Origin of the sequence: Methanosarcina sp. WH1, from assembly GCF_000970005.1 — an archaeon.
GTDB lineage: Archaea > Halobacteriota > Methanosarcinia > Methanosarcinales > Methanosarcinaceae > Methanosarcina.
Window position 1 is genome coordinate 2,086,827 of the sequence record NZ_CP009504.1, and the last position, 26,068, is coordinate 2,112,894.

Annotated in this window: 23 protein-coding genes and 1 pseudogene; 9 read left to right on the plus strand and 15 right to left on the minus strand. The window is 39.6% G+C overall.

The window, feature by feature from the left end; translation table 11 throughout:
- Positions 1–684: 684 nt before the first annotated feature.
- Entirely contained in the window at positions 685–1,932 is a 1,248-nt protein-coding gene (locus MSWH1_RS09105; protein WP_048127914.1) for a hypothetical protein, read from the minus strand.
- 834 nt (positions 1,933–2,766) lie between these two features.
- A complete protein-coding gene (locus MSWH1_RS09110) occupies positions 2,767–3,186 on the minus strand; it encodes a hypothetical protein (RefSeq protein ID WP_048127916.1) in 420 nt (139 codons plus the stop codon).
- A gap of 628 nt (positions 3,187–3,814) precedes the next feature.
- On the opposite strand from MSWH1_RS09110, the gene MSWH1_RS20090 reads away from it, so the two are divergent.
- A complete protein-coding gene (locus tag MSWH1_RS20090) occupies positions 3,815–3,967 on the plus strand; it encodes a DUF2795 domain-containing protein (RefSeq protein ID WP_231585723.1) in 153 nt (50 codons plus the stop codon).
- An 80-nt stretch (positions 3,968–4,047) separates the two neighbouring features.
- Complete coding sequence (locus MSWH1_RS20095; protein ID WP_231591959.1) at positions 4,048–4,137, plus strand: DUF2795 domain-containing protein; 90 nt, start codon at positions 4,048–4,050, stop codon at positions 4,135–4,137.
- 376 nt (positions 4,138–4,513) lie between these two features.
- Here the strand turns inward: MSWH1_RS20095 and MSWH1_RS19090 are convergent, their stop codons facing one another.
- The 6 genes from MSWH1_RS19090 to MSWH1_RS19095 form a co-directional block, all read right to left on the minus strand.
- Positions 4,514–4,807, minus strand: a complete 294-nt coding sequence (locus MSWH1_RS19090; protein WP_156148129.1) for a hypothetical protein — start codon at positions 4,805–4,807, stop codon at positions 4,514–4,516.
- Positions 4,808–4,908: 101 nt separating this feature from the next.
- On the minus strand, positions 4,909–5,508 hold the full coding sequence (locus tag MSWH1_RS09125; protein ID WP_048127921.1) for an isoprenylcysteine carboxylmethyltransferase family protein: 600 nt from the start codon (positions 5,506–5,508) through the stop codon (positions 4,909–4,911).
- Positions 5,509–5,827: 319 nt separating this feature from the next.
- Positions 5,828–6,340 carry an Ig-like domain-containing protein gene (locus tag MSWH1_RS09130; protein ID WP_082088088.1) on the minus strand — a complete coding sequence of 171 codons (513 nt, stop codon included), beginning with the start codon at positions 6,338–6,340 and terminating at the stop codon, positions 5,828–5,830.
- A 21-nt stretch (positions 6,341–6,361) separates the two neighbouring features.
- Positions 6,362–6,691, minus strand: coding sequence for a hypothetical protein (locus MSWH1_RS09135; protein ID WP_231585722.1), 330 nt, complete (start codon positions 6,689–6,691; stop codon positions 6,362–6,364).
- Between the two features lie 475 nt (positions 6,692–7,166).
- Positions 7,167–7,673, minus strand: coding sequence for an Ig-like domain-containing protein (locus MSWH1_RS09145; RefSeq protein WP_048127927.1), 507 nt, complete (start codon positions 7,671–7,673; stop codon positions 7,167–7,169).
- 313 nt (positions 7,674–7,986) lie between these two features.
- Positions 7,987–8,139: a hypothetical protein gene (locus tag MSWH1_RS19095; RefSeq protein WP_156148130.1), complete on the minus strand. Its 153-nt coding sequence runs from the start codon at positions 8,137–8,139 to the stop codon at positions 7,987–7,989.
- A 508-nt stretch (positions 8,140–8,647) separates the two neighbouring features.
- Here MSWH1_RS19095 and MSWH1_RS09150 point away from each other — a divergent pair.
- Entirely contained in the window at positions 8,648–9,214 is a 567-nt protein-coding gene (locus MSWH1_RS09150) for a flavin reductase family protein (RefSeq protein WP_048127929.1), read from the plus strand.
- A 17-nt stretch (positions 9,215–9,231) separates the two neighbouring features.
- Here MSWH1_RS09150 and MSWH1_RS09155 read toward each other — a convergent pair whose 3' ends face one another.
- From MSWH1_RS09155 to MSWH1_RS09180, 5 genes and pseudogenes are all read right to left on the minus strand, one after another.
- A complete protein-coding gene (locus MSWH1_RS09155; RefSeq protein ID WP_197074581.1) occupies positions 9,232–11,289 on the minus strand; it encodes a PAS domain S-box protein in 2,058 nt (685 codons plus the stop codon).
- A gap of 282 nt (positions 11,290–11,571) precedes the next feature.
- Positions 11,572–13,026, minus strand: a pseudogene (tnpC, locus tag MSWH1_RS09160) (IS66 family transposase).
- Positions 13,027–13,342: 316 nt separating this feature from the next.
- On the minus strand, positions 13,343–14,539 hold the full coding sequence (locus MSWH1_RS09170; protein ID WP_048130356.1) for an aldo/keto reductase: 1,197 nt from the start codon (positions 14,537–14,539) through the stop codon (positions 13,343–13,345).
- Positions 14,540–14,660: 121 nt separating this feature from the next.
- Positions 14,661–14,921: a hypothetical protein gene (locus MSWH1_RS19650; RefSeq protein WP_048127933.1), complete on the minus strand. Its 261-nt coding sequence runs from the start codon at positions 14,919–14,921 to the stop codon at positions 14,661–14,663.
- A gap of 805 nt (positions 14,922–15,726) precedes the next feature.
- A complete protein-coding gene (locus MSWH1_RS09180; protein ID WP_048127935.1) occupies positions 15,727–16,026 on the minus strand; it encodes a carboxymuconolactone decarboxylase family protein in 300 nt (99 codons plus the stop codon).
- Between the two features lie 593 nt (positions 16,027–16,619).
- Between MSWH1_RS09180 and ppsA the strand changes: the two genes are divergently transcribed.
- From ppsA to MSWH1_RS09195, 4 genes are all read left to right on the plus strand, one after another.
- Positions 16,620–19,037, plus strand: coding sequence for a phosphoenolpyruvate synthase (gene ppsA / locus MSWH1_RS09185; RefSeq protein WP_048127937.1), 2,418 nt, complete (start codon positions 16,620–16,622; stop codon positions 19,035–19,037).
- A gap of 240 nt (positions 19,038–19,277) precedes the next feature.
- Complete coding sequence (locus MSWH1_RS09190; protein ID WP_156148131.1) at positions 19,278–19,487, plus strand: hypothetical protein; 210 nt, start codon at positions 19,278–19,280, stop codon at positions 19,485–19,487.
- 8 nt (positions 19,488–19,495) lie between these two features.
- Positions 19,496–19,660, plus strand: a complete 165-nt coding sequence (locus MSWH1_RS18165) for a zinc finger domain-containing protein (RefSeq protein WP_082088089.1) — start codon at positions 19,496–19,498, stop codon at positions 19,658–19,660.
- Positions 19,661–20,240: 580 nt separating this feature from the next.
- Positions 20,241–21,512 (plus strand): helix-turn-helix domain-containing protein, encoded by a 1,272-nt coding sequence (locus MSWH1_RS09195; RefSeq protein ID WP_048130357.1) that lies wholly within the window; start codon positions 20,241–20,243, stop codon positions 21,510–21,512.
- A gap of 118 nt (positions 21,513–21,630) precedes the next feature.
- On the opposite strand, the gene MSWH1_RS09200 is transcribed toward MSWH1_RS09195, so the two are convergent.
- Positions 21,631–22,269: a MarC family protein gene (locus MSWH1_RS09200; protein ID WP_048127942.1), complete on the minus strand. Its 639-nt coding sequence runs from the start codon at positions 22,267–22,269 to the stop codon at positions 21,631–21,633.
- 693 nt (positions 22,270–22,962) lie between these two features.
- Here MSWH1_RS09200 and MSWH1_RS09205 point away from each other — a divergent pair.
- Entirely contained in the window at positions 22,963–23,163 is a 201-nt protein-coding gene (locus MSWH1_RS09205; RefSeq protein ID WP_048127944.1) for a hypothetical protein, read from the plus strand.
- A 1-nt stretch (position 23,164) separates the two neighbouring features.
- Positions 23,165–23,422 carry a type II toxin-antitoxin system RelE/ParE family toxin gene (locus MSWH1_RS09210; protein ID WP_048127946.1) on the plus strand — a complete coding sequence of 86 codons (258 nt, stop codon included), beginning with the start codon at positions 23,165–23,167 and terminating at the stop codon, positions 23,420–23,422.
- 1,203 nt (positions 23,423–24,625) lie between these two features.
- Here MSWH1_RS09210 and MSWH1_RS09215 read toward each other — a convergent pair.
- Positions 24,626–25,918, minus strand: a complete 1,293-nt coding sequence (locus MSWH1_RS09215) for an APC family permease (RefSeq protein WP_048127948.1) — start codon at positions 25,916–25,918, stop codon at positions 24,626–24,628.
- Between the last annotated feature and the right edge of the window lie 150 nt (positions 25,919–26,068).

Sequence of the window (26,068 nt, forward strand, 5' to 3'; positions counted from 1 at the left end):
TAGTTTTCCGAGACGTTTGTTACGTCACTTGCCTGTTCACATTCATATTCTGGTTACATGCTGGCTGATAACTGGGCGTCCGGGCACAGATAGTAGAAGCCACAGGAATCAAAGTCAACGACATTAAAACAACAAAAAAGGATTCTATTGCCTTCAAGATTGACTTTCTGTTATAATTCATGTTCTACCTCCTATTTTGCTTCTTTTAGTCTGACAATACCCGTAATCAAAAAACGTTGGGAAGAGGAACATATAAAGATACTTTTATTAGAAGGTCTGAAATAATAAAAGAAATGTAAATTTAAAGCTTTATAATACTTTATTTTATCTTATAAAGGATTATCAATCCATTGTTACGCGATTGATATTTTGAAACACATAAATGTTAGGTCCACAAAATTCATCAAAAAAAATTTGAGAAATTGACACTTACAATCAAGTTCATGAAAAATGGGGTTAAAAAATAGATTTTTATGAATTTTGGTGGGATAAATATTTTGATTGTAACAAAAACTAAGAGTAAAACTATATATTGCGCTATTATATTAGACCAATAAAATATAAAAGAACCACCAAAAACAGTATATGAAAAATTAAGGGATATAAATAACAGAACCCTGAAAAAGGAGGAAAGATCCTGTTAACCCCTCATCATTTTTCCACTTTAGCCAGAACCCTTGCCTTTTATTCAGAGTCCCCGATAGTTATCGAATATTCGAAATATTCAGTATTTTTAGGGAGTATTGAAAGCTCCCAGTTTCCTATTGCTCCGGGTACCGTATACGTTTCAGTATAATACCTGTCGTAATTTTGATAGATTGAGTCATCATCAGTTGACCATACCGGGAAATTATACCACCCAATGTTTACGCTGTCTCCCTGCGTTGATTTCATGAGGCTCATATCAACAGGGTTGAAATTGTATTTCAGGTTCAGTTCAAAAGATGGGACTTCATCTTTCGGCGAGGAACGCATCCATGCATCCCAACTGTACGTAGAAGTTGATACTTCAATTGTTATCGGATCGGTGGTTCTTGTTTTAAAGGTTTTCACATAGGGAACTGCAGGCTGCTGCCTAATTGTAAAGTACAGGTCTATTTGCGAGTCAGATTCATCATATGCTCCCCCGTCAACATTCATTTTGATGAACCCATTGTAAGTTCCTGTGGCATTTTTTGGAACAGGAACACGGATAACCATGTCAGCGATCTCACCTGGAGTTAAAACTGAAGGTGCAGTGATTTCTATTGCATCATCATCAAGCCCGAATTCATTAAATGAATACTCATACATATATCTGCTCAGTTCCGGGTCGATGGTAATATCCTTTAATGCTGCGTTCTTGATTTTTATCGAGTATACATATTCCTTTCCGACCTCAACGGAGTCAGAGATGTAATGTGTCTGAAGTTCAAGCTTCTGATAAATCGGGACTCCAACAGAAAGAGACATTGCATTGACATATTGAGGATAGGGATCTACTTCAGGATCTAAGATTATGTCATCTGTAAAGGCTACGTAGGTTTCATAGGTCCCACCATCCGCATCCTCGGGAACATTTACTTCAATGGTAAATTCCTGTTCTGCATCCGAATCTACTATTGTATTTGCCGGGTGTATGGTAATCCAGCTTTCGTCAATGTCGTAAAAGCTGTAAGGCACAGCTACAACTTTAGGTTCTACTTCAATTGCATTTTTACCGTTATTTCTGAAATTTACATCGAAGCTGCTGCTCTCTCCCTGCTGTAAATACAGATCATAGTAACTGGGATTTATCTCATGTATTATGATTTCAGACGTAACGAGAGGACGGACTGTTTCGTTTGCAACTCCTTCATCCTCTGATTGAGCAAATGCAGCCGGTACCCATACCAGGCAAAGCATTAAACCTAATAATAGGGATCCTGCCCTCAATAATGTACTTTTACTCATGTTTCTGACTCCTTACCTGTGTGTTACATTCAAAAACTGTTTATTTTGGTCTATTATTTTGTATTTTCACAATGGCTAAATTTCAGAATTTCATGATTTCCTGACTCCAGTCGGAAATATAGCCTATGTAAATAACGCATTCAAGCTTCCCTGATACTCCCAATGTGCGTAAGTTCCATAATTAATATGTGTCCTCATATAAAATACTTATTACTTTGACAAATCTTTGTGCATGACCTGGAAAAAAATCCAAAAAGAAAAATGCTGCAGGAAGATTTTTAGCATTAGTGACTTACGTGAACAATTTTAGTAACCTTAGGTTGGTAAAGTATGAAAAGAAATGGCAAAAATTAAATGTCAAACTCTTGAATAGTTAAAAATTTGCAAAATTGGGGTCATAATATAAAATACTCAATTTGCACTGTACTTACATTCGGCAGGTCGACATTAGAATTTAGAATATTTTTTTTTGATACCGTTTTAGAACATTAGCTAACTGTATGTTATGCTTAAAACTGATTAACATGTAGCTCAACTTTCAAGATACATATAAAAACGGAATCATTTTTTTTCAATAAAGTTTAGTATGATAGATTATGTTTGGACCATATGTAAACCTAACAACTATACGCAAGTCTGGAGCATTATTTCATAATCATCATCAATGAAATGTATAAAAAATTAAATGTCAACCTACCGAAAGCAAGACTGTATCTCAATGACATTTATTAATGACGTTTTATGAGAATATGTATTTTTGATTTTTTGAGAACATGTGCTTTTGATATAGAATCCAGTCTATTTATGCCTGGAGGTATAATCGCCTACTCTTCTTTAAGGTGACTTTTGGGAAGAATTCCTCTTTTTTTCTAAAAGAGCCCATAACTTTCCACATTCATCAGCTGTCAACCCGATCCGTTCGATCAGATATTTTTCTGTTTTTTCGTTTTTTACCGTCCCTTTTAGCAGATTGCTTATTGTATCCCTGTGGTGCCCTGTTATCCTTTCAATACTTCGTATTCCATTTTTTTCGAGAAAAAGCCGATATATCAGCCTTATTTCAGTTCCAGGCAGATGTTTGCGGTAAACAGCTGTACCAACTGTATCCATGAAAAATTTTCTGCAATGTTTGCAATAATATCTCTGGTGGCCGGTTCTGTATTTTCCACGCTTTATTATGGCTTTTCCTTCCTCCTCGAGATAATATTCACATTCCGGATTTGGACAGACGACTTCATCTGTTTTTCTGGTCATACAATTTCCCTCCCTGAGTCCCGATTTAACTGACTGATTTATTATATATGATATGTAATACTATTTTACGGAGGTATAAATCTGGACAATCAATTCAGTGTGATTTTGCAAACTGAAATAATTTAATTAATAAGTTATGGATTTATTGATATATTTATTTTACTTATTGCGATGTCTACCAGAAATAGATTTCCGCACAATACAACCTATTTACATCTCAAAAAAAGACAAATATGTATAAAAAATATTTATAATGAAATCCATAGCCACCGATTTAACAGAGGTTCCGCCGATCTCCTGAATAAAATTGAAGTTCTGGAATATCAGATTAATGATAATTATATAATATCATGTGGTGGGTGGCAACTTAATTGGAAAAGGCAATAGATACCTGAACCCAGAGACAAACTCCTCAGGAGAAGTTCAAACCGGGTTAATAAATCCATATATGGAAAATCATGGAAGTTCTTAAGGTCCTTCTGGATAAAAATGAAGCAACACTTATGTTAGCAAAAAATTCTACTGCAAATAAAACCAAAAAATGGGGGATAAAATAAATGCAAGCAAGTTCTGCTACTGAAGTTCATAGTTCGATTCAGAAAGCTGTACAAGCTTTCCGGGAGATGAGATATCCTGCAACAAGGAGTCAACGTATCGGAAAGCTAAAAGTCTTAATGCCCGTAGTGAAGTTATCCAGGCTATTGAGGGTATACCAGACAAGGAATACAATAGCACTGCAGATGTTCTTAAACAATTCGAAGGCATTCAAAGGGCTGTGTAAGCTCTCCATAACCTGAAATATCCTTCAACGAAGAATCAACTTATTGAATATACTAAAAAAACAATGCCCGTAGTGAAGTTATTAGAACTCTTGAAAAGTTTCCAGACCGGGAATACAATAATGTCGGCGATGTCGTCATGGAATTCAATGGCAAATTCCAGAGCCGATAACTACATTTTAGCGTAAATCAGCCAGAAACACAAACAAGGAAAAGAAGTGACATCAGCTCAAAACTCAAAGTTTTGAGGGCCAAATTTTTCCTCAAAAAGAGTTTGTCATCCACTGGTTAGGTATATGGTTACGGAGAGGAGAGTAATTAAGGATATGATGAGAAAAGAAGGGTTAAATCCAGCCTTCTTTTTTTAATTTCAGGTTATCGGGGAATTTTAAAGGAACTTTGTTTTAAAAAAATTTTGTTTTGAAAGAACCTTATTTGAAAGAACCTTATTTGAAAGAACCTTATTTGAAAGAACCTTATTTTTTATCTTCATTTTTTGCTTAGGCCTGAAAAGGAAAGCAAAAAAGTGGGTTTTGTTAGTTCTGAGTTTAGGCTTTTTGAGGGTTGATTTTCGAACCAACTGCCAGCGGATCAAAAATCCTGAGCCTGGCCCCTTCTGAATTCCTTGATAATCTCCGGTCTGATCTTCTCCCTGATCCCGTCAGGAACTCTTTCAATACCTCCTTCGGACTGTCTATCTCTTCCAGGTGCTTCAAAAACTCTTCCGGGAAACCATACTTCCACGGAACGGACCCTGGCTCTATTGAGATACTGGTAAAACCGGTACCTGAAGGAGATTGTGGAGTTCTGGTGCAGTGACCTTTTTCATACTGCCATGCCATTCCTGTTTCCTTTCAATATGATATTTTGCAAAAATTGGATCTAGCAAGTGTCCTCATCATGTTAGAGCTGTCTCTATCAGGTAGAAAGTTATACAAATTCTTTAACGATACGCCCCTGAATGAGGAATTATTCTGTGAACCCTTTTTTGGTACTCCCGGTATTCGTCGCCAAACTGTGTCACCAGCCTTGTTTCCCAGTGCAGGGATCCCAGATACAGGTATATGGTAGACAAAATGTATATGACAAGCAGATTGACTGTCATAAAGGGAGTAAACCATATTATGATCAGTCCTGTGAACAGGAAGGGGTCCCTTACCCATCGGTAAATGCCCCGGATATTCAGGGGACCTGCTTCAGGAGTCTTTGGTGCGGATAGCTGTGAACGTATCTTGAATCTATGGGGTGCATCAAGAATTGCTCTGGGAGCAACAAGTGCAGCAATCAACTGTACACCTACCATCAGCCAGCGCCAGGGAGAAGGTATTATGTAGAGAATAGGTCCTGGGTTTTTGATGAGCAGATAAACAAGCGGAGATATCGTTATCACCGCGATGATGCTGAATACCGGCATATACAATGTGTCTGCCTTGGAACCCAGGACTCGAACGAGGCGGCGTTTGAAGGGCAAGCTTGCCATAAAACTGTGAATAGCTGCAAATGCCACCAGACAAAAAACAAGGATAATTGTAGATGAGACCAATTCCAGTACGCCCCTTCTTTTGTTTGAATATTCATATTTATTTTTATAAATTAATAAAACTGTCAGATCTTCTGGTATTAATCAATTTTCCAAATGTTCCCACATTAATATCTAAAAATCTTAATTTATAGACCCCGGTAAATATTAGAAATTCACGCAATATAAAGCCAACGACACGAATTATACCGCTTTTATGCATCCTGCAACCATGTAAAAACCAGATTTTCAAATGTAGAAATGGTTTGAATTTTAAGACAAACTCTAAATAAATTGAAAAAATAGGTTAAAAAAAATGGGATTATTTCGGAGGGTAGATATTTCATTTTATAAGCCTATAAGTATAGACAAAGTCTCCTCCGGCTTTTCCGTCGTTATCACCATCCAGAGCAATTCCCCTTTCGTCAATTATGAAGCCAGATCCGGTTTCGCTCCCAAGTAAGGTAATTGTTATTTCAGCCCCGGTCTCATCCATAGGATAATCACCGTATGGGCGGAACATAAGTATTCTGGACCCCGAATCCAGCAATCCTTCAACAGGCTCATCTAATGCTGAACTTCTGACTATTACAGTCTCATTCGTAATGCTTGCATTATTCATGGGCATATCGAATTCGATCCAGATCGGGGAATCATGCCTGAAAGCAAATGTCTGCCTGTCAGGATAAATTGATTTTACCTTTGGAGGAATCTGTCCCTGTTTGAAGTGAAAGGGTAGAGATTTGAAAGCCTCCGGAAAGGACCTGTTACGCATATACTTTTTAACGGTGTATGCAATTACAGCCCCTGCAACTACCCCCAGCAGAAATTTACCCCAGCCATTAATTTTATGCAAAATCGTTCCCCTCCACTCGTCTCATTGGACTTTGATTTTATATCCACACGTTTTAGCAGAGTATTTTTTAAGAGCATAAATAGCTGTAGCTCCGACAAACACACCTATGAATACTTTACCAAGTTTCATCGTTGAAAATCCCCCACCTGTTTCATTTAATTTTATTTCATCTAGTTCCATTTTCGGTACTGCTTCTTTTTCAGATTTTTCTGACTTGAGTTTCTCAAGCAGATATGCCCCAAGAACTAATTTTCCATATTTATTTATTAGTCCCCTACTCTTTTGGGATCCCCCTAGATTAATTTTCTTCATGATATATGCACTAAGCAATAGCTTACCATATCTATTCATATTTAACAATCTTGCACCCCCTTGATATTTTCCTTACCGGAAAGTCCCTTGTTTTAATATATTTCGGAAAGGAAAGGAATTGAGCTTAATACTCCTGTATTTATCCTATATCACACCTAATATATAACGCCAACTATACAATATATTAAAAATTTTACACTGAATGTGAAAGTATAGCGATTTTCAAACAGGCAGAAAATACAGGACTATAGAAAACTAAAGTAAAGCTTTGATTGAAAATCTTATATGGAGTTCTGCAGGGAAAACTCTGAGACAAACAGGAAATACCAACTCTCTGGCTTGAAGGTTACAGTTCTGTTCCGTATAAAAGTAAATTGAAATCCTGGCACAAAAAGGGTATTTCTTTTTTCCGAAGTCCTATTGAAAAAACCCGGAATGAAAAGAAAAAATGAAAAGAAAATTTTAAAAAAGAGTTTTAAAAAGAATTTAAAAGATTTTTTCAGAGAAAGTTTTATCACCTCATGATACTGAAATTATACTCAAAATCTCCACCGGCTTTTCCATCCTGATCTCCATCAAGGGGAACACCCTTTGCATCTGTAATGGTTCCAGATCCGGTATCTGTTCCTATCAAAGTAATAGAGATTTTGGCTCCGCCATTTTCTACAGGATATTTCCCATACGGCCGGAACATCAGAATCCTGCTACCTGCATCAAGGAAACCTTCTACAGGCTCATCGGATACTGAACTTTTGACAATCACTGTATCTTTCGTAACAGTAGAACTGTCTATAGGTGCATCAAATTCGATCCAGATCGGGGATTTCAGGTTATGAGAAAAAGTTTCTCTATCCGGATAAACAGATTTTACTGTAGCAGGAGCCGGGCCGCGTTTAAACACCTTTCTGGGAATGGATTTGAGTTTTTTATGCATTTGCTGCTCATGAATATATTTATCGTAAATATACTTCAGCGTAACTCCGGCAACCAAACCTCCCACAATTCCAGCAGCTGTCCCCATTAACAGTCCACCAAGTATATGTTTCTTTGTCAGTTTTATACCCCCTGTAATATCTTTTACTTATTCAACCTTAATCTTACTCCTATCCTTTTGAGAGGTCTTTGCAATTGTATATATTATTGCAGCAATAGCAAGTGCTCCTAATGATAATTTGCAGCAACCTTTCAAACCTGGCATTCTTGCCCCCCTGGTTTTGTCCTGGCCGGAAAATAAATGTTCACCGAAAGAAGTAGTGTTTATCAATCCTGAGCAGGACAGAAAATTTCAGTTAGTTTTGAATTTGAATCGAGTGCTTCTTTCTAGATATTTGTTATTATATTATGAGGCATTTCTGATGTCTTCTGGATACTTCATCGAAAATGGATTTGAATTTTTTATGCAGTTGCTCCTGAATATATTTATCATAAGTATACTTCATCGTAATTCCGGCAACCAAACCTCCCGCAATTCCAACGGCTGTCCCCATCAACAAGCCACCAAGTATATATTTCTTCGTCAGTCCTATACCCCCTTTAATATGCTACTTTTTCACTAATTCAACCTTAATCTACCCTGATTAAGAGAAATCTTTGCAACTGTATATTATTGCAGCAGCGGCGAATACTTCAAATGACAATTTGCAGCAGCTCCAAATTTGTATTCACCTGATACTCTTATATCCCCCAATTTTTTACTGGCTGAAGAATCGATGTTCACTGGAAAAAAGAATGTTCCCCAATCCTGAGCAGAACAGAAAAATTCCCCTCTAATTTTGAATTTGAATGACGCGCTTCTTTCAGATATTCATCAATGATTATATTATCGGCAATATATATATTTGCCGCCAAATAAACCGGTTAAATTAATTTGTTGCCACTTTTGACTGCTATTGATAACAAAAAAGATCGAAAAAATAACCGGAAAAAAGAGCAAATAGGATGCCTGTCATACCAGTTCGAAAAACCTTTTTGTATTATCGAAAAGAAGATTAAGCAATGAAACAATCAATCGGAGCAAAGACACTTGCATTTCCGACTCCAGCATGGGTTGTCGGAACCTACGACATGAATGGAAAACCAAATGCCATGACTGTAGCCTGGGCAGGGATCTGCTGTTCAAACCCTCCATGCATCAGCGTATCCTTAAGAAAGGCTACTTACAGTTATGCAGGGATTATGGAAAATAAGGCATTCACTGTAAATATCCCTTCTGAAGATTATGTGAAAGAAACCGATTATTTCGGCATTGCAAGCGGAAAAGACGAGGACAAGTTTGAGGCAGCCTGTCTTACCCCTATAAGAAGCGAACTTGTGCCTGCTCCTTATATTGCAGAGTTTCCAGTTGTCCTCGAGTGCAAACTTCTCCACAGCCTGGAGATAGGGCTTCATACCCTGTTTGTAGGAGAGATTATGGACATAAAAGCCGAAGAAGCCGTGCTCGATGAAAACGGAAATCCTGATATTGAGAAAATCCGACCTGTGGTATACGGGACAGGAAATAGGAGCTATTACGGTGTCGGGTGTAACCTGGGAAAAGCCTTTTCGATAGGAAAGAAGCCCTGAGAAAACCCATCCTTTGATTAATTTGCCGGGTTGAGGGGTATGGTAAAAATGAATTTACTGCCTTCCTCAAACTCGCTTTCAACCCAGATTTTGCCTGCATGCATTTCCACAAATTTCTTGACAAGAGAAAGGCCAAGACCTGTCCCTTTCTGTTCTCCGTATTCGGAGTTCTCAAGCTGTGTAAAAGGTTGAAAGACTTTTTTGGCTTCGGCTTCGGAGATCCCGACCCCCGTATCTCTGACCACAATTTTTGCTTGATCTTCCTCGATTCTGGCTTCAACAATAACGTATCCGTCTTTGGGGGTGAACTTAATAGCGTTATCCACCAGATTGTATAAGATCTGCCTGAACTTCATCCTGTCGGCCCTTATGGTAGTCAGCTCTTTATCAACCGTACTTAGGATCTGGATATCTTTCTTTGATGCCAGAGGGGTCAGTAAAGCCTTAACTTCAGAAATCAAATCGGATACGGAAAACTCCTCTACCTTAAGTTCCATCTTCCCGGCTTCAACCTTGGAGAGGTCCAGAATATCGTTTATCAGCTTCAGGAGATGATTTCCGCTCATAGAGATATTGCTGACATACCTCAGCTGTTTATCATTAAGCGGACCAAAATTCTGAGTGAGCAGCATATCCGAGAAACCTATGATAGAGTTCAGAGGGGTTCTCAGTTCATGGCTCATGCTTGCCAGAAATTCGCTTTTTGTTTTACTGGCAAGTTCGGCTTCCATTTTTGCTTTCATAAGCTCACTCTGCATTTTTCGATTATCCGTTATATCCGAAACGATTGCAAACAGGAGTTTTTTTCCATCCATCAAAATGGGATAGCTGTATCTTTCAACATCCCTCAACACTCCGTTTGATAAGCGGTGAATAAAATAGAAATGGTTTATGTCCCTGGACTTTTCCTGTTCCAGCCCTTCCAGGATCTGTTCTTTTGGAAGGATATTGATATCAGCAATGTTCAGGCTGAGCATTTTCTCTCTCGGGTATCCATAGTAAACACAGGCAGCCGAATTTGCATCAAGTATATTCCCGGTCTCGGGATCAAGCAGCATTATTACCGCGCGGTTATTTTGAAACAGAAAGCTGTACCGGCTTTCGCTCTCCTTAATCAGCTTTTCTGCTTTTTTACGCTCAGTAATGTCTTCTACTATGAAAATAGTCTGGATCTGGTGTCCATTTTCGTCCTTTAAACCCGAAGAATTGACATTTACATCCACAGGTCTTCCATCTTTTCGAAAAATCCTGTACTCTTTGTTGAAGGAAAAACCCCTGCGTTCGATCTCGTCAGAAGCCTCCTTAAGTTTTTTCAGGCAATCTGAAAATATGAGGTTCTTTATAGGCCGCCCTATGAGCTCGTCCTGCCTGTAACCCAGGAGCTCTTCTACGCGGGAATTGCACTCAACAATAACCCCTTTTTTGTCAACAAAAAGAATAAGGTTGGCAGCATTCTTAAACATGGACCTGTAGATTTCTTCCCCTACATGTATTGCTTTTTCCGCCCTTTTGCGCTGTATCCCCATCCCCATCAGGTTTACAGCTATTCTGAGTATGGACACATCATCTTTTCCCCAGTTCCCGGTATTAACCACATTGTCCAGTCCCATGAAACCTGCAAGCATTCCACTTACATACAGAGGTAACACAATAAGGGATTTAATCCCCTGTTTTCCGAGCACCTCTTTCTCCATTGCTGCCTCCGGAGGCAGGGCTGAAACATCGGGGATATGGATGACTTCATCATTGGAAAGTTTTTCCATCCACCAGGGGCATTCCTCGCATAGAACATTTTGAAGGTTGTTTTTCTCAGGCTCCACTCCCTCAGCACACCATTCATGCGTGTTGTCGAAGATAGTTCCGTTTTCTCGAATCAGGAATATATAACTCCTGCCAGCCCCACAGAGCATACCAATCTTTTCGAGTGCAACATCGATATCCTTCTCAAGGTTGGCAGGAGCTATAAACATGTTGGAAATTTCGAGCAATACCTCCTCTATTTCCAGCTTATACCTTATCGATTCCTTTGACTTTATTCTGCTATTAATATCAAAAACCGTACCTGAACAACTCATAATAGCCCCCTCATTTTCAGGCAGTATTGGAATTCTCTTCCTGATTAACCGGATATTTCCTGACTTTTTTAACATCCTGACTCAAGAGTAAAATCCTTATCTCCTTTTTTAAAAATGGGTAAAAAATTCAGATTATGTGCTTTCTGAATTCTTTTTGCATAAAAATTTGTTTTGTGAACTTCCTTCACTTTCCAGATGCAATATATATGAAATTTAAAGGATAAAAGTAACTATTCAGCCACTGATAAAAAAGTATGTTTTTTCAGCAAAATGCTGAAATTCTCAGAATAATAGCGGCGCTCCTTTGAGCGCCGCGAGAATACCGTCTATAACAGGTAAATCGTTCTTTTTAATGGTTGAGATATAAGCTCTAATTCTGCAGAAAGCTTCCGCTCCTTGTATAGTTCTGAAAGTTCCTGATATTTTCTGCTGTAATTTCATCATCCTTATGTCTCTTTCTGCTTGGTTATTCTCAAACGGAACTCTCAAGTCATTGAGGAATCTCAGGATCTGTTTTTTGTTTTCTATAAACCTGTCAAGTAGGTTCCTTGCTTTTGTTTTTGGATTTTTACCACGTTTTCCTTGTTTTTCAGGGTTTAGAGAAGGTGGATTTTCTTCAATCCCTTTCATGACTACAGCATCGAACCTTTCTTCTAACACTTTAATTTGCTCAAAGTCCAGATCTTTGACCTGCTCTTTACACTCATCAGTATACTTTTTCATTTCTGTTAACAGTTCATTCATCTCTTTAGCCCATTGCTGTTTATAGTTCTCCTCAATTCCAGTAAGTTCTCTCTGGAGATGAGCATTGCAAAGAGCATGATCACATTCATAACTGTTATAGGGTTTCCATCCGTCATGAACTGCTATTCCTTTAAACTCTGGAAGAATTCCCATGGCATTAATTGCTTCTGATCCTCTTTTTGAGTGAGCAAAATAACAGGTGTATTTGTCATTAGAAGCTACATGAAGCCAATGCCTTTTTCCTTCAATTTTCATCCCAGTTTCATCACAATGGATTACAGGAGAAGTTATTAACCTCTCCTGACTCACATTTTCAAACTCCTCTAAATTCCGGAAGCATTCTTTTTCTGCTCTGATTATCGTAGCAGAACAGATTTTTATCCCCATAACGTCATCAAAAAACTCTAAAATCCTTTTGTAGGGAATAAACTGGTAGTTTTTACAGTAAATTGCTGAAGCTAAAATATTAGGACCATACTGGACGGGATATTTCACAGATTCTGGAAAAGAAGCTTTATTTGATTTTCCACAGTGAGTACAGGTCTTAATCTGACTTTGATGTTCCGTAACAATTAGATTTACAGGAGGAATATCAAAAATTTGTCTTCTCTCATAAGCTTCAACTTCAACATCCTCAAGAGTATGTCCACATTCTTTGCAGCAGGTCAAAGAATGTTCAATTACCTAATCAGGATCATTAACCATATCAAGAGTTGTGCCTGGATGACCTTCTTGACCTCCAGGTTTCTTCCCACTCTTTTTCCGGAGACTCTTGGGATTAGGTTTTTCTTTGACTAAAAAGTCAGTAGAAGGAGGTTTACTGCTGTTTCTGCTATTTTGATTTAAGCGAGATTCTAAAATCCTTACACGTTCTTCTAGTTCAGCAATTCGAATAGCTTGTTCTTCTATGATAGTTTCAAGTCTCTGGATTACAGAAATTACAGCTTCAGGACCAGCTTCATAGATAACGAGGATCTCTTCACGTGTAAGCATAATAACGAAACAAAATAGGATTCAATTTATATGCAATTTTTCCTCGAAAAGAGGAAAAATTGTAGCCTTTCAAAGGCTACCTGAATTGTTACGGATAAAATTTTATCTATAGATACATTTCCAGTACTTTTTTATCATAATCGGATAAAACTGTTTACTAAATTTAAAACTGATATATTAACGCGTGAAAGACCATCAATGGTGAAAGACCATCAATGGTGAAAGGTCGTCAATGGTGAAAGGTCGTCAATGGTGAAAGGTCGTCAATGGTGAAAGGTCGTCAGATCAGGTAAATCAGGGTTATAGCCTCTGACCTTTATTCTTTCCCAAAAGCCTTTTTGGCCATGACTCGCCAGCCCTTGAAGTCTTTTCCCTCAAATTCTTTTGCAACGGCTTCAAGCAGGGTGGGTATATCCAGATGCTGCGGGCATTTTTCAACGCATTCTCCACATTGTACGCACTGCGAAGCATATCCCATGAAGTCACCTCTTATTATTCCCCCGGGTTTTGCCGCATACATGAGTTTTGCTTCTTTTTCATTCCCTGAGAGGTAAAAGTTATCGTAGATTTCAAAACAACCCGGTATGTCCACTCCCGAAGGGCAGGGTGTGCAATACCTGCATCCAGTGCAGCCTGTTTTCATAAGTTCCCTGTATTTCTGCTCCACTTTCTTTACTAACTGCAATTCAGCTTCTGTAAGGGAATTTGGATAAGCTTCATTTGCTACTCTCAGATTCTCTTCGATATGCGACTCATCATTCATGCCTGAAAGTACAACCGTAACCTCGGAGCGGTTCCAGATCCAGCGAAGCGCCCATTCGGCTGGTGTGCGTTTTACCCCGGCTTTGTCCCAGATTTCCTGTACTGCAGAAGGTATGGGATGTGTCAGTTTCCCTCCGCGCAGGGGCTCCATTATAATTACGCCCAATCCCTTTGAAGCCGCATATTCCAGTCCTTCGGTTCCTGCCTGATTCTTTTCGTCCAGAAAATTATACTGGATCTGGCAGAAAACCCAGGGGTATGCGTCCACAATTCGCTTAAAATCATCAACTGACCCGTGGAAAGAGAACCCCACATTGATTATGCGCCCATCAGCCTTTGCCCGATCAAGAAAACTCAAAACATCAAGTTTTTCCATTTTGTCCCACAGAGCTCCCACAAGCCCGTGTACAAGATAATAATCTATGTGGTCTGTCCTGAGCTTCTCAAGCTGAGCATTCAGAATTCTGTCCATGTCTTCATGGCTTTTCAAGGTCCAGGAGGGAAGTTTTGTTGCGAGTTTAACCTTTTCCCTGTACCCGTCAGCAAGAGCTCTACCCACAAAAGGCTCACTTTCTCCCATGTGGTACGGCCATGCTGTGTCAATGTAGTTTACCCCGTGATCGATTGCATGGCGCACCTGCTGCCTGGCTCTTTCTTCGTCTATTTTTCCTTCTTTGAGAGGAAGGCGCATACATCCGAACCCAAGTATCGAAAGTTCGTCTCCGTTCCCTGGTATTTTTCTGTACAGCATTTCCATTACCTTCTGTTTTAAGTTGTTTCCTTTGATTTTTAAGGGTTTCCACCATTAATTCCCGAAAAAACAGAGATTATTTTACTGATATAATACCAACAAAATGACCAATAGTCAAGTATTATTTTCCTATCCTGGTAGGGGTTCGAAATATGGATTCCCGGGCACCTGAGTTATTTATGGATTCCCGGGCACCTGAGTTATTTATAGATTCCCGGGCACCTGAGTTATTTATGGATTCCCGGGCACCTGAGTTATTTATGGATTCCCGGGCACCTGAGTTATTTATGGATTCCCGGGCACCTGAGTTATTTATGGATTCCCGGGCACCTGAGTTATTTTTTCTTTTAATAATTCTTGAACACCTGTTTTGCCATGGCAACTCTCGCCTCCAGATCAGGCCCTTCAAGTTCCTCCGCAATAGATTCAAGTATTGTGGGAATTTCAAGGTGCTGGGGACATTTTTCCAGATTTTACTCGCATTTTATGTACTGGGATGTAAATCCCGGTTCGGGATCCGTTCTCTATAAGCTCACTTTTATTCAGTGACGGATCTGAACTGCTTTCAATCTCGATTCCTTTTCCCACGCTGCGGCTTAATCCCCCTTTTACCTCAAAATGGAGGCTATTTATGAGGTTCCCTTTGTAGGAAATTAGTTAAAGAGAGTGCCTGTGGTTACACCTGCTTCTTTTGAAATCTGAGCAGTGGAGGTGCCATGGAAAACTCTTTAAGTGAAGAGTTTCAGGGCTGTTTCTATGATGTTTGTTCTTTTGTCCTCAATCTGTTTTTTCATGTTTTATCTCTTGAATTGACTGATTAGTCAGTTATAGTATTATAAGTACTTTGTTATTCAGAGAATAAGAAATTTCTATGCATTAAAGTTTAGAAATGAGGTAAGAAAAAGTTTAGAAGGAAGGAAGGAAGGCATCTGTTTTTGAGAGTAGGGTGGAGTAGGGGATTTGGATAAGGAAACAAAAGAGTTTTTCCAGATACTCTATAGATACTCTATAATAGGTACTCTATATTTAGTCCCCAGAGAATTTATAATAGATACTTTATAATGGATACTTTATAATAGATACTCTATAATAGATACTTTATAATATTTAGTCCCCCCACTTATAAAAATAGTGAAATTACTATTTTTTACTTTTTGAAAATTAAAGTTTTATAAGCGTTTGGATTTTTACAAGACGTCATTCAGGGCTCTTGCAGCTGTGTAAACGCTTCCGACTCCAAAAATATACTGAACTATCCTTATTGCCTGCATTACCTCTTCTTTTGTTGCTCCTTCCTGCATAGCCTGAATTGCAAGGACTTTTACCCCGTCAACCGCACCATTAGCTGCGTCCAGAGCCATTGCAATAAGGAATTTGTACTTAAGAGGAATTCCATCTTCTGTAAAAGAAAGTTCTTGCGTGTTTTCAAGCAGGGAAAATAATTCAGGGTCTTTGTCCATTATAACTTTAAGGGGATGTTCTGGCATGTCATTATCTCCATTCTAATATGTATTAATAGGACTCCAAACTTAATACGATTTTTACATTTGTAAGATCTTATTTGACATTCACTTTGTCCAAGGACTAATTAATTTTAAAGTATTTGACCTTAAGGGTAGAAGTTTTCCTGTTTTTGAACTTATTGTGATTGCTTTATTTCTCACTTTATTATGATTCAATTTATGCTGATTAATGGAATGTTATATTCCTTATTAGATAGCACATAGGCTTTCAGTATATTATTAAGGACACAAAAGTTAAATATGCTATTTTTCAGCATTTTTTAGGAGTGCTCAATTTATTTCAATAACATAACAGCACCCGGAAGTACGAGTCTTTTTAATTTAGTCTGATTTTCCATTTTGTGCGAATACTTTAAAACAATTATAAATATGTAGGCAAACTCATTTCTTTCATTAGAGCATAATTAATATAGGGTTTTAAATTAAATTCGGGAAAGTTTCTGTTCTGATGTTGGATCCATGCGCTTTTAGGTAACTTTCCTACAAAACAATTAAAATATAAATGTTTTGCAGTACTTACTTGGTTCAAACAAGGCTTATGAGGGGAATTGGGAAATATGCCTGGAGATAAAAACAAATACATCCGCTGGTTTGAAGAGACCACGATTGAGGACGTCCCGCTGGTTGGCGGGAAGAATGCTTCCCTTGGGGAAATGTACAGGGAACTTACTTCAAAAGGAATCAGGATTCCAAATGGCTTTTCAGTAACTTCTGAAGCTTACTGGCATACCCTGAAAGCCGGAGGAATTCTCGAAAAGCTCAAAAAGGTAATGGAAGGGCTTGATACTGCGGATGTTGCAGACCTTGCAAAAAGAGGGAAGATTACAAGGGACCTGATCCTTGGAGCCGGAATTCCGGATGACCTCTGGGGAGAGATCAAAGAAGCCTATGACCGCCTATGCAAGCAATACGGAGAAGATACGGATGTAGCTGTGCGGAGTTCGGCAACGGCTGAGGACCTGCCAACTGCTTCTTTTGCAGGGCAGCAGGAGACTTACCTCAATATCCGGGGCTATCCAGAGCTTCGGGATGCCTGTATACGCTGTTTTGCCTCACTCTTTACGGACAGAGCCATTTCCTACCGCGTAACCAACAATTTCGACCACTTCAAGGTAGCTCTTTCCATAGGAATCATGAAAATGGTCAGATCTGACCTGGCTTCCAGTGGGGTTATTTTTACTCTCGATACGGAAACGGGTTTTAGAGATGTGGTCTTCATTACCGGGGCATATGGGCTCGGAGAAAATATTGTGCAAGGGCAGGTCAACCCTGATGAGTTCTACGTCTTCAAGCCGACTTTCAAGGAAGGATACAAGCCGATAATCCAGAAGAAGATGGGAAGCAAAGAAATCAAGATGATCTACGGCAGGGGAGATTCCAAAGTGCTCACCCGGAACGTGGAGGTTCCTGAAGCTGAAAGGTTGCGCTTCTGTATTAATGACAAAGAGGTGCTCAAGCTTGCCGGGTATGCGATCGATATTGAAGACCATTATTCTAACAAGTACAGGGAATCCAGGCCCATGGATATCGAGTGGGCAAAGGACGGCATAACAGGAGAACTCTTCATAGTGCAGGCAAGGCCCGAAACCGTCCAGTCCCAGAGAGAAAAGGATGTGCTGGAAACCTATGTCCTTGAAGAGAAATCCGAAGTCCTTGCAAAAGGCAGGAGCGTAGGAGACAAGATCGCATCCGGAAAGGTCCGTGTGATTCCTGATGTTTCGTACCTTCCCTCTTTCAAGCCCGGAGAGGTCCTGATTGCGGACACAACGACTCCTGACTGGGAGCCGGTTATGAAAACCGCAGCTGCTATTGTTACAAACAAAGGGGGACGGACCTGCCATGCGGCTATTGTCAGCCGGGAACTCGGAATCCCTGCGGTTGTTGGGGCTGGAAATGCAACTGAAATCCTCGAAACAGGCAGGGAAATTACCGTGAGCTGTGCCGAAGGAGAAGACGGGCTTGTATACGCAGGCATCCTCCCCTTCCATAAAGATACCCTCAGCCTCAAAGACCTGGAACGCCCCAAAACCGAGATTATGATGAACCTTGGGAACCCGGACAGCTCTTTTGCTTATTCCATGATTCCTAACGGCGGGATCGGGCTTGCAAGGCTCGAGTTCATTATCACAAGCTATATCAAGGTCCACCCTATGGCCCTTGTGCACCCGGAAAAAGTCAAAGACCCGGAAGAGCTTCGGGAGATCGAAAAACTGACATGGGGATATGGGAAAAAGGAAGATTATTTTGTCGAGCAGCTTGCCAGAGGCGTCGGGATGATTACTGCAGCTTTTTACCCGAAGCCAGTTGTGGTCAGAATGAGCGACTTCAAGACCAACGAATATGCAAGTCTTGTTGGGGGCAGCTATTTTGAAATGGATGAAAATAATCCCATGATAGGGTTCAGGGGGGCTTCCCGTTACTTTGATGAACGCTACAGGGAAGGTTTTGCCCTTGAGTGCAGGGCTATGAAAAAGGTCAGGGATGAAATGGGGCTTACGAACCTTATTCTTATGATCCCCTTCTGCCGGACCATTGGGGAAGCGAAAAAAGTCATTGCCGAGATGGAGAAAAACGGGCTCAAACGCGGAGAAAATGGGCTTCAAGTCTATGTTATGTGCGAAATTCCCAATAACGTCCTGCTTGTCGACGAGTTCAGCAAATTCTTTGATGGCTTCTCTATAGGCTCAAACGACCTGACCCAGTTGACCCTCGGAGTTGACCGCGACTCTGAACTGCTAGCTGCAGAATTCGATGAGCGGGACCCGGGAGTTATGAAAATCATGTCAATGGCAGTGCAGGGAGCAAAACGCAATGGAAGGCACAGTGGGATCTGCGGGCAGGCTCCGAGTGATTTCCCTGAGATTGCAGAATTCCTGGTAAAAGAGGGAATCGATTCTATTTCCCTTAATCCAGACTCTGTTATGAAAATCACCCTTAAGGTTCTCGAAACTGAAAAGAAGTTAGGAAGGCACTGAAAAACTATCCGAGAATCTCTTGACTTATTTTTTATGAGGTTGCCATTTCAGCCGATGATTCTCAGCGGCCGTTTATCAGCAGCTGTCGATCAGTGGCTGTTGATTAATGCCAATTATTGTAGTTCAATGGCTGTATACATTTACAGGATATACCTATACCTGCACCACAAATACTGCGATAAGGGAAAATATATATACGTGATGCAGTAAATATACATATTGGGAGTGAAAAAAAATACAATGGAAGCAATAATTATGCAAAAAATAACCAAAACACAAATTATTGGGGATAAAAAAGAGCCAAAAAATATGCTTTTTTTGAAAAGATGTCCGGAATGCCATTCCAAACTTGAAAATGATCTTTTCAGAGGATTTCAATATTGTACTGTGTGCGGGTACTGGACAAGAAAAGAAACTGCAAGGCTTGAACCACTAATGATTATGGAGTGAGTAGAGATATGTTTGAGTTTCCATCGAAGTGTGCCAGGTGCGGCACACCTCTTAAAAAACAGGTAATTGGTTCGAATAACTTTTACTACTGCAGAAAATGCGGGTGCACATCCTCAGTTACGTCGATCAGTGCAACCACTCAATCCGCAGTCCAGGAGACGGCTAACATTTAAAGAGGATATTAAACAGATAATTGATTTTCAAGGTAAAACAGATAACTGATTTTCAAGGTAAAACAGATAACTGATTTTCAAGGTAAAACAGATAACTGATTTTCAAGGTAAAACAGATAACTGATTTTCAAGGTAAAACAGATAACTGATTTTCAAGGTAAAACAGATATGGTTAAACAGATATTAACCATCCCTGAAGCCAATATACTGTCGAGATGGTTAATATCTGAACTGCAAATCTTAAAACATGTATCAAGCAAACCTGGCTCTGACCAATTAACGAGATGAATTTCGGGTCAGGAAACTGTTTTTGGATTATCTTTTATTTTTCCGGGAACTTCCGGGATTGATGTTCTTTGATTGCCCGGTTAATATTATTCAAAATATCCGAAGCTGGAACTGTTTGTTTTTTCTTATGCGCTTTCTGGGGCTGAGACCATCTTTTTTGCCCCAATATGGTAAAAGAAAAAAGTATATGAGTTTTTAAATTCAATACGTTGCATCAACCTCAACAATTACATAACCCCGAAAACAACTTTAAAACAACTTTAATACCAGAAACCCACTCTGTTTGATCTGCATGGTCGAAAAAGAAATAGATTCATTATGCAGCCAGTATGGCCTGAAGCCGACAAGCCTCTTTGACCTTATGCTGAAGGTCAATTTTCCTGATCCTGACCTCGAGTACGGTTTTACCGAAGAAGAAAACTCCCTCTATCTTCCCCTTCATGAAAAACTGAATGCCGTCAGTTCTCTTCCCGGGACAGGAGGCAATTTTCGGGTTTACATTCAGCTTGTTCTTGATCCTGAGAAGGCAAGTTCGGGATACCTTGCGGACTTTTTCAACAATCCTCTCGGCCTGAAGGTCAGGAAAGCCTGGGAGGCGAGGGGTTTTATCCTGAGACCTGAAACCCGGGAACCCGAAGAGCCAGCTACGGCGCTCTCTGAGGTTTTGGCCCTGCATAACACTGCAGAAGATGCTTCTTTTTCAGGAGAATCCGGATTTTCAAGAATAATCTCCCCCCTGGCGGCAAATGAAACCAAATTTGCAGGCGAAGCTTCGGTTGAAAATATGTGTGCGGAAACCGAGGAAAACACTTCTGTACTTTCGGGCTCGGCTGTCCCTCTTCTTCCTGGAATTTCATCTTTTCCTGATGTGGATCTTGATTCTCTTACACATAGCAAACTTTATCTCCCAGACCTGCAGATCCAGCTTGAGGTCCTTAAAATAAAAAATATTACAAAGGAACTAATTTCCCAGCTAAGCGTTTTCGAGTGCAGGCTTTCAACTTATCCCAAGAGTATAACCCATATCCGCAAGAAGCTTGAACTTATTCGGGAAGCAGTGAAGCTTGAAAATGATTCTGACTACATTCTGGAGTTGATCAGGCGGGGGGAGAGCAAGAAACTTGAGTTCAAGTCCACGTTGCGAATGAACCTTATTACCGAAAAGCCTGACTGGAATATAGAACACGCAGTACTGAAGACAATAATCGCTTACCTGAACACCGACGGCGGCATTCTTCTTGTTGGGGTCTCCAACAGTGGGGAGGTTCTGGGAATCAAAAAAGACGGTTTTCCGAACGAGGATAAGTTCCTCTTACATTTCAAACAGCTCATAAAGCAGCATATAGGTCTTAACTATGCCCCCATGATAGAGTACACCCTTGTGCCTGTAAACGGCAAAAAAGTCCTGGAAATCGACTGTAAAAAAAGTGATAAGGCTGTTTTTCTCAACCCGAATAAAAATAACGAAGAGTTCTATATCCGCATAGGTCCCTCAAGTGAAAGGCTCACAGGCAGTAAACTGATCGAGTATGTGAATCGGCAGTATAACGGAAAACCGGAATAACAAAAAACAGGAATAACCAGCTCTGCCTGATGGCTTTGCCTGAAGATCCTGACTGATAACCCTTTCTGTTTTAGAATTTTGAAGGTTCAAGAGTTTTGGACTCTCAAACCTGAAGGTTTCAAATTACCAGCCCGAATATACTTATTATTCCCGTGGCAGTCAGGTCTACTGCAAGAGCCGCAAGCAAAAGCCCCATGAGCCTTGTAAAGACAAGCATTCCATTATATCCTATAAACTTGTGGATCCTCCTCGAGAAGAGGAAGATAAACAGGCAGAGTATGAATGAAAGTATAATCGATACGAGAACAATTGCTTTTTGTGGAACACCATTTGCCATTCCCATAAGAACAATTACTGTGCTGATCATACCCGGACCTGTAAGGAGCGGAAGAGCGATCGGAAAGACCCATATATCTTCCCGTTCCTGGGACTGAGTAATTTCTTCTTCAGTAATGCTTTCCCTTGAGACTTTTGCATGCATCATGTCAAATGCGATACTGAAAAGCAGGATTCCCCCCGCAACCCTAAGTGAATCAACACTGATGCTAAATAATTTAAGTATCACACTTCCTGTAATTGCAAAAAATAGGGCGATTATACATGCAAGAAACACGGCTTTTTTTGCGATTTCATTTTTTTCCTTGAAGGTCATCTTGCTTGTCAGGGAGATAAAAGTTACAACTCCGCTGATAGGGCTTATAACCACAAAAATAGATGAGAATACATAAATGAAAAACCCGATGTTTCCGTCTACCATTTTTTATCTCCTGCCCCTTAAAGGATCTCCAGGTTTTATATATAATTTGGCCGTTTTTATAGGGAGAAGTGTAAAACTCATGAAATCTTAATTTCATGGGATATAAGCGCCAACTTCCTCAACATTATTTTTGATATGTGTTGCTTTCATATGTACCATCGTCTAATATTATATTAGATTAAGGTATGTGAAAATCAAGCAACCTTTTTCCAAGAGTTCACCTTCAGGCTCGATGAGTCTTGAATAAATCCACTGTATCAAGTTCGTCTTCATGTAAAGCCTAAACGGACGAATGGACATAACTCAGTAGGATGGTATAGCTCGAATTAACGCTCGTGGAGATGTCGATGGTCTTCTATGGAGTGAGAAGCCGTTAAGTCTTTAGCTTAGGGGTAGTTCACATTAGTTACCTTTGAATTTTACCAGATTTTTTATATTCTGTTTATTTAACATTGAAATATAACAGTTAATGTAATATAAACTGGATGTTCTGAATAATCTGGATGTCCTGAGTTTAAATTTTTTTGGGAGTTTTATATTACGATACTTTGATGAGGAAGTAAGAAGATAACACTCTATCAGGAGAAGGCTCTATATTAGAGTATAAATCTTTGATGCAGATTGTAAACCCAATAATAAATAACAGTTCACGATAATAGTTCACGAGCTATATAAGCAAAGGCAGTGGTTCTGATGACCGGGGAAAAAATTGATAAAAAAATCTTTGAAGAGCTTAATTTCATAAAGAAACAGCTTGCAGAAATTAAGGAGCATATGGTAGATATAGATGCCCTGCTCTCTGCAGAAGAAAAAGAGCTTGTTTTCAGAAGTTTTGAAAATGAGGCAAGAGGAAGGCTTGTACCGTTAAAGAAGCTTGAAGAAATGAGGCTTTGAAATGTTCGAAGTTTTTTTTGATATCCCTGCACAGGATTTTATGATGAAGGCAGATGCTAGTACGCACTCCAGGGTAAAGGAAATCCTTGAAGAGCTTGCTTTTAATCCCGTTCCACTGGGAGCAAAAAGAATTATCGAAATCCAGGAAAAATTATTCAGGTTTCGATCCAGGCATTTAAGGCTGCTTTATAGGGTAGATTACGAAAAACTGACTCTTGTAGTTATAACAATAGAACCCCTGAGTCGCATGTACCGTTGAATTGATGGTAAGGGTTTTTACTGGCAATTTCTTCTTCTGTCTACTTTTCATTAAATTTAGTATGAGAGATGATGTTTGGACCACATGTAAACCTGATAACTATACATCCCACTTTCCACAGTAAATTTTTGCATATTCACAATTTTTCCTGCTATCGATTTTCAATAAAACGCGGATTTATTGGACTTTTATGCAGGAGGAAAAGCAGCTATATGGTGTATCATAGAGACAAAAAAACGATATCATTCAATTTCCACCAGGTTCCATTAAAAGTCCAAATTAATTTTATTTGTTTTAAAAACGCTATCAGAGAAAATATTGATTCTTGAAAAAATACTGCGGAATGTGGGATACATAATAATGAGAATTATTTCAAAATCACAATCAATAAAAATTATCAAAAATTAAATGTCGATCTCCGAAAGTAAGTCATAATATTCAGAACTGTAATTTGAAGAACCAATATTCAGAACTGTAATTTGCAGAACCAATATTCAGAACTGTAATTTGCAGAACCAGGAACAATAATCTGATCATTAAAAGGTTTCTTACAAAACAGGTAGTTCCGACTCATCCTGACGCAGGAGCCAGTAAAAGGTCAGATGCAGGTCAGATGCAGGTCAGATGCAGGTCAGATGCAGGTCAAATGCAGGGCGGTTATGTAGCTCCAGAAGATATAGCTTCATAGAGCTTCATAGTCGCAGGAATCAGAGATATCTTTTTAGTGTTAATAGACATATTTTCAGTGTTAATAGGCAAAAGAATAAGAAGCATGCAAGGGATTTGTGTTTTCGTGGAGATAATCTTTTGGTAAGTTACCTCAAAGGTATGGAAAATAGAAAAGAGGGAAGAGTGGGGGGTATGGGCATCTGAGAGTTTTGGAGTAGTTGGGGGGTGGGGGTATAAAAGTTGCTGGATGTATTAAAAGAGTAGTTTTCAGATGCCCTTAGAATATAATAATCGGCCATTTTATATAAAATCATCGTTATATTGATTTTTATTAACTCTCTGCAAGTAATGCGAATAAATAGCCAAAATAGCAGTACACCCCCTTTTTTAAAAAGTAAGCTTAATTTACGGTTATATAGGTAATACCAACCAGTTAACAAGGATAACCTGATTTTTGCTTTTGATATTTTTGCGCTTTACTTTGATCTCCGGTTTCAAACTCCCATTTTACAGGTTTAGTCTATCCTTTCTTTTTTAGTCAATCCTTTCTTTTATCACTCTACCGGAATATCTTCTGTAAACCCATTCGGCAGCAAAACAGGAAACAATCGTAAATGCAAGCAGTCCCAGAGTGGGTTTTGAATGCAAGAATTCATAGTATGTCAGCACCACAAAGAAAATAAAACTGCTTAGAAGGGAAGCCCAAATCAGGTAGGATTTTGCCCCGGTTTCCTTTAGAAGGCGGAGGTGGGAAGCATTAACTGCTACATAAACTATGAGAATGGAAGCGCTGGCAAGCACGCCGATTCCTTCAAGCTTGAGAAAGTTTGCGCAGAGAATGACAAGACCTGAAGTGATAAAGAGCCCTTCTGTTCCTCTATTCCATAGTTTCCTTTCAAAATATTCGGGTAGTTCCCCCTCTCTTGCAAGCAGATAACTTACGTTTGCCCCTCCGTAAAGAGAAGCGTTGATTGCGGAAGATGTCGAAAAAAGGGCAGCTAGAGCCATTATTTTGAAACCAATGTTCCCCAGGAAAGGCTTTGCAGCAGCCGCAAGGGCATAGTCCTGTGCACTTTCAATTTCTGAGATAGAGAGGTTTCCTATCACTGCGAGGCTGACGAGTACATAGATAATAATAACCAGCCCTACGCTTAAATACAGAGCTCTCGGAAGGTTTTTTTCCGGGTCTTTCATATCTTCTGCTGCGTTGGTTATCAGCCCGAAGCCCTGGTAAGCAAGGAAAACCATTCCTGCCCCAAAAAAGAGATTTCTAGAAGTCGGCCAGGCTGAGATCGAGAGGTTTGCCGGGTTCATGTAAAAAAGACCTGCAAAGGCAAAAACCAAAAGTATGCCCACTTTTATTGAAACAATAAAAAGTTCTGATTTCCCCATGGCTTTTGCCCCTACAAAATTGATAGCTGTAAAAACAAAGATAATAGCCGTGGCAAAGACATTGTCCCAGACAGGAGCCGAACCTGCAGGCAGGAAGGTTACTGCATAGTACGAAAAACCTTTTGCATAGAGGGCAAGCCCGAAAACATAACCCACCCAGAGCAGGAGGTTGAGTCCCCCACTTAAAATTCCGTCTCCGAACCCTTTCAGGAGAAACTCCACCGGTCCGCCTGCAGAAGGATACCTGACCCCCATTTTTGCATAGGAATAAGTACTCAAAAGGGCAACAGCTCCTGCAATGATAAATGAAATGTATACCGCATTTCCGGAAATCCGGGCAGCTGTTCCGAAAATTGAAAAAATACCTGCTCCAACCATTGCTCCAACTCCTATAGAAGTTGCAGCCAAGAGGCCCATTGATTTTGTTCCTGCCATTTGAAAACCTCGGTTTATGACCCGATTTATTTTTTACTTCCTTCCTCTCTTCCTTTTTTCATTCTCTCTTCCTTTTTTCATTCTTCTCTTATCTATAAAAATCGATCCACTGTGACCAAACAGCTCGTAAAGCTTCACCTCTATAAGATC

Excerpts from the sequence above, each read along its gene's own strand:
- MSWH1_RS09190 (WP_156148131.1), top strand. The coding sequence starts at position 19,278 with ATGGAAGCAATAATTATGCAAAAAATAACCAAAACACAAATTATTGGG.
- MSWH1_RS09150 (WP_048127929.1), top strand. The coding sequence starts at position 8,648 with ATGAAACAATCAATCGGAGCAAAGACACTTGCATTTCCGACTCCAGCA.
- MSWH1_RS09215 (WP_048127948.1), bottom strand. The coding sequence starts at position 25,918 with ATGGCAGGAACAAAATCAATGGGCCTCTTGGCTGCAACTTCTATAGGA.
- MSWH1_RS18165 (WP_082088089.1), top strand. The coding sequence starts at position 19,496 with ATGTTTGAGTTTCCATCGAAGTGTGCCAGGTGCGGCACACCTCTTAAA.
- MSWH1_RS09210 (WP_048127946.1), top strand. The coding sequence starts at position 23,165 with ATGTTCGAAGTTTTTTTTGATATCCCTGCACAGGATTTTATGATGAAG.
- MSWH1_RS09110 (WP_048127916.1), bottom strand. The coding sequence starts at position 3,186 with ATGACCAGAAAAACAGATGAAGTCGTCTGTCCAAATCCGGAATGTGAA.
- ppsA (WP_048127937.1), top strand. The coding sequence starts at position 16,620 with ATGCCTGGAGATAAAAACAAATACATCCGCTGGTTTGAAGAGACCACG.
- MSWH1_RS19095 (WP_156148130.1), bottom strand. The coding sequence starts at position 8,139 with ATGGGGACAGCCGTTGGAATTGCGGGAGGTTTGGTTGCCGGAATTACG.
- MSWH1_RS09170 (WP_048130356.1), bottom strand. The coding sequence starts at position 14,539 with ATGCTGTACAGAAAAATACCAGGGAACGGAGACGAACTTTCGATACTT.
- MSWH1_RS09105 (WP_048127914.1), bottom strand. The coding sequence starts at position 1,932 with ATGAGTAAAAGTACATTATTGAGGGCAGGATCCCTATTATTAGGTTTA.
- MSWH1_RS09155 (WP_197074581.1), bottom strand. The coding sequence starts at position 11,289 with ATGAGTTGTTCAGGTACGGTTTTTGATATTAATAGCAGAATAAAGTCA.
- MSWH1_RS09135 (WP_231585722.1), bottom strand. The coding sequence starts at position 6,691 with ATGAATAGATATGGTAAGCTATTGCTTAGTGCATATATCATGAAGAAA.
- MSWH1_RS09205 (WP_048127944.1), top strand. The coding sequence starts at position 22,963 with ATGACCGGGGAAAAAATTGATAAAAAAATCTTTGAAGAGCTTAATTTC.
- MSWH1_RS19090 (WP_156148129.1), bottom strand. The coding sequence starts at position 4,807 with ATGGCATGGCAGTATGAAAAAGGTCACTGCACCAGAACTCCACAATCT.
- MSWH1_RS09145 (WP_048127927.1), bottom strand. The coding sequence starts at position 7,673 with ATGGGGACAGCTGCTGGAATTGTGGGAGGTTTGGTTGCCGGAGTTACG.
- MSWH1_RS09200 (WP_048127942.1), bottom strand. The coding sequence starts at position 22,269 with ATGGTAGACGGAAACATCGGGTTTTTCATTTATGTATTCTCATCTATT.
- MSWH1_RS09180 (WP_048127935.1), bottom strand. The coding sequence starts at position 16,026 with ATGCCAGAACATCCCCTTAAAGTTATAATGGACAAAGACCCTGAATTA.
- MSWH1_RS09195 (WP_048130357.1), top strand. The coding sequence starts at position 20,241 with ATGGTCGAAAAAGAAATAGATTCATTATGCAGCCAGTATGGCCTGAAG.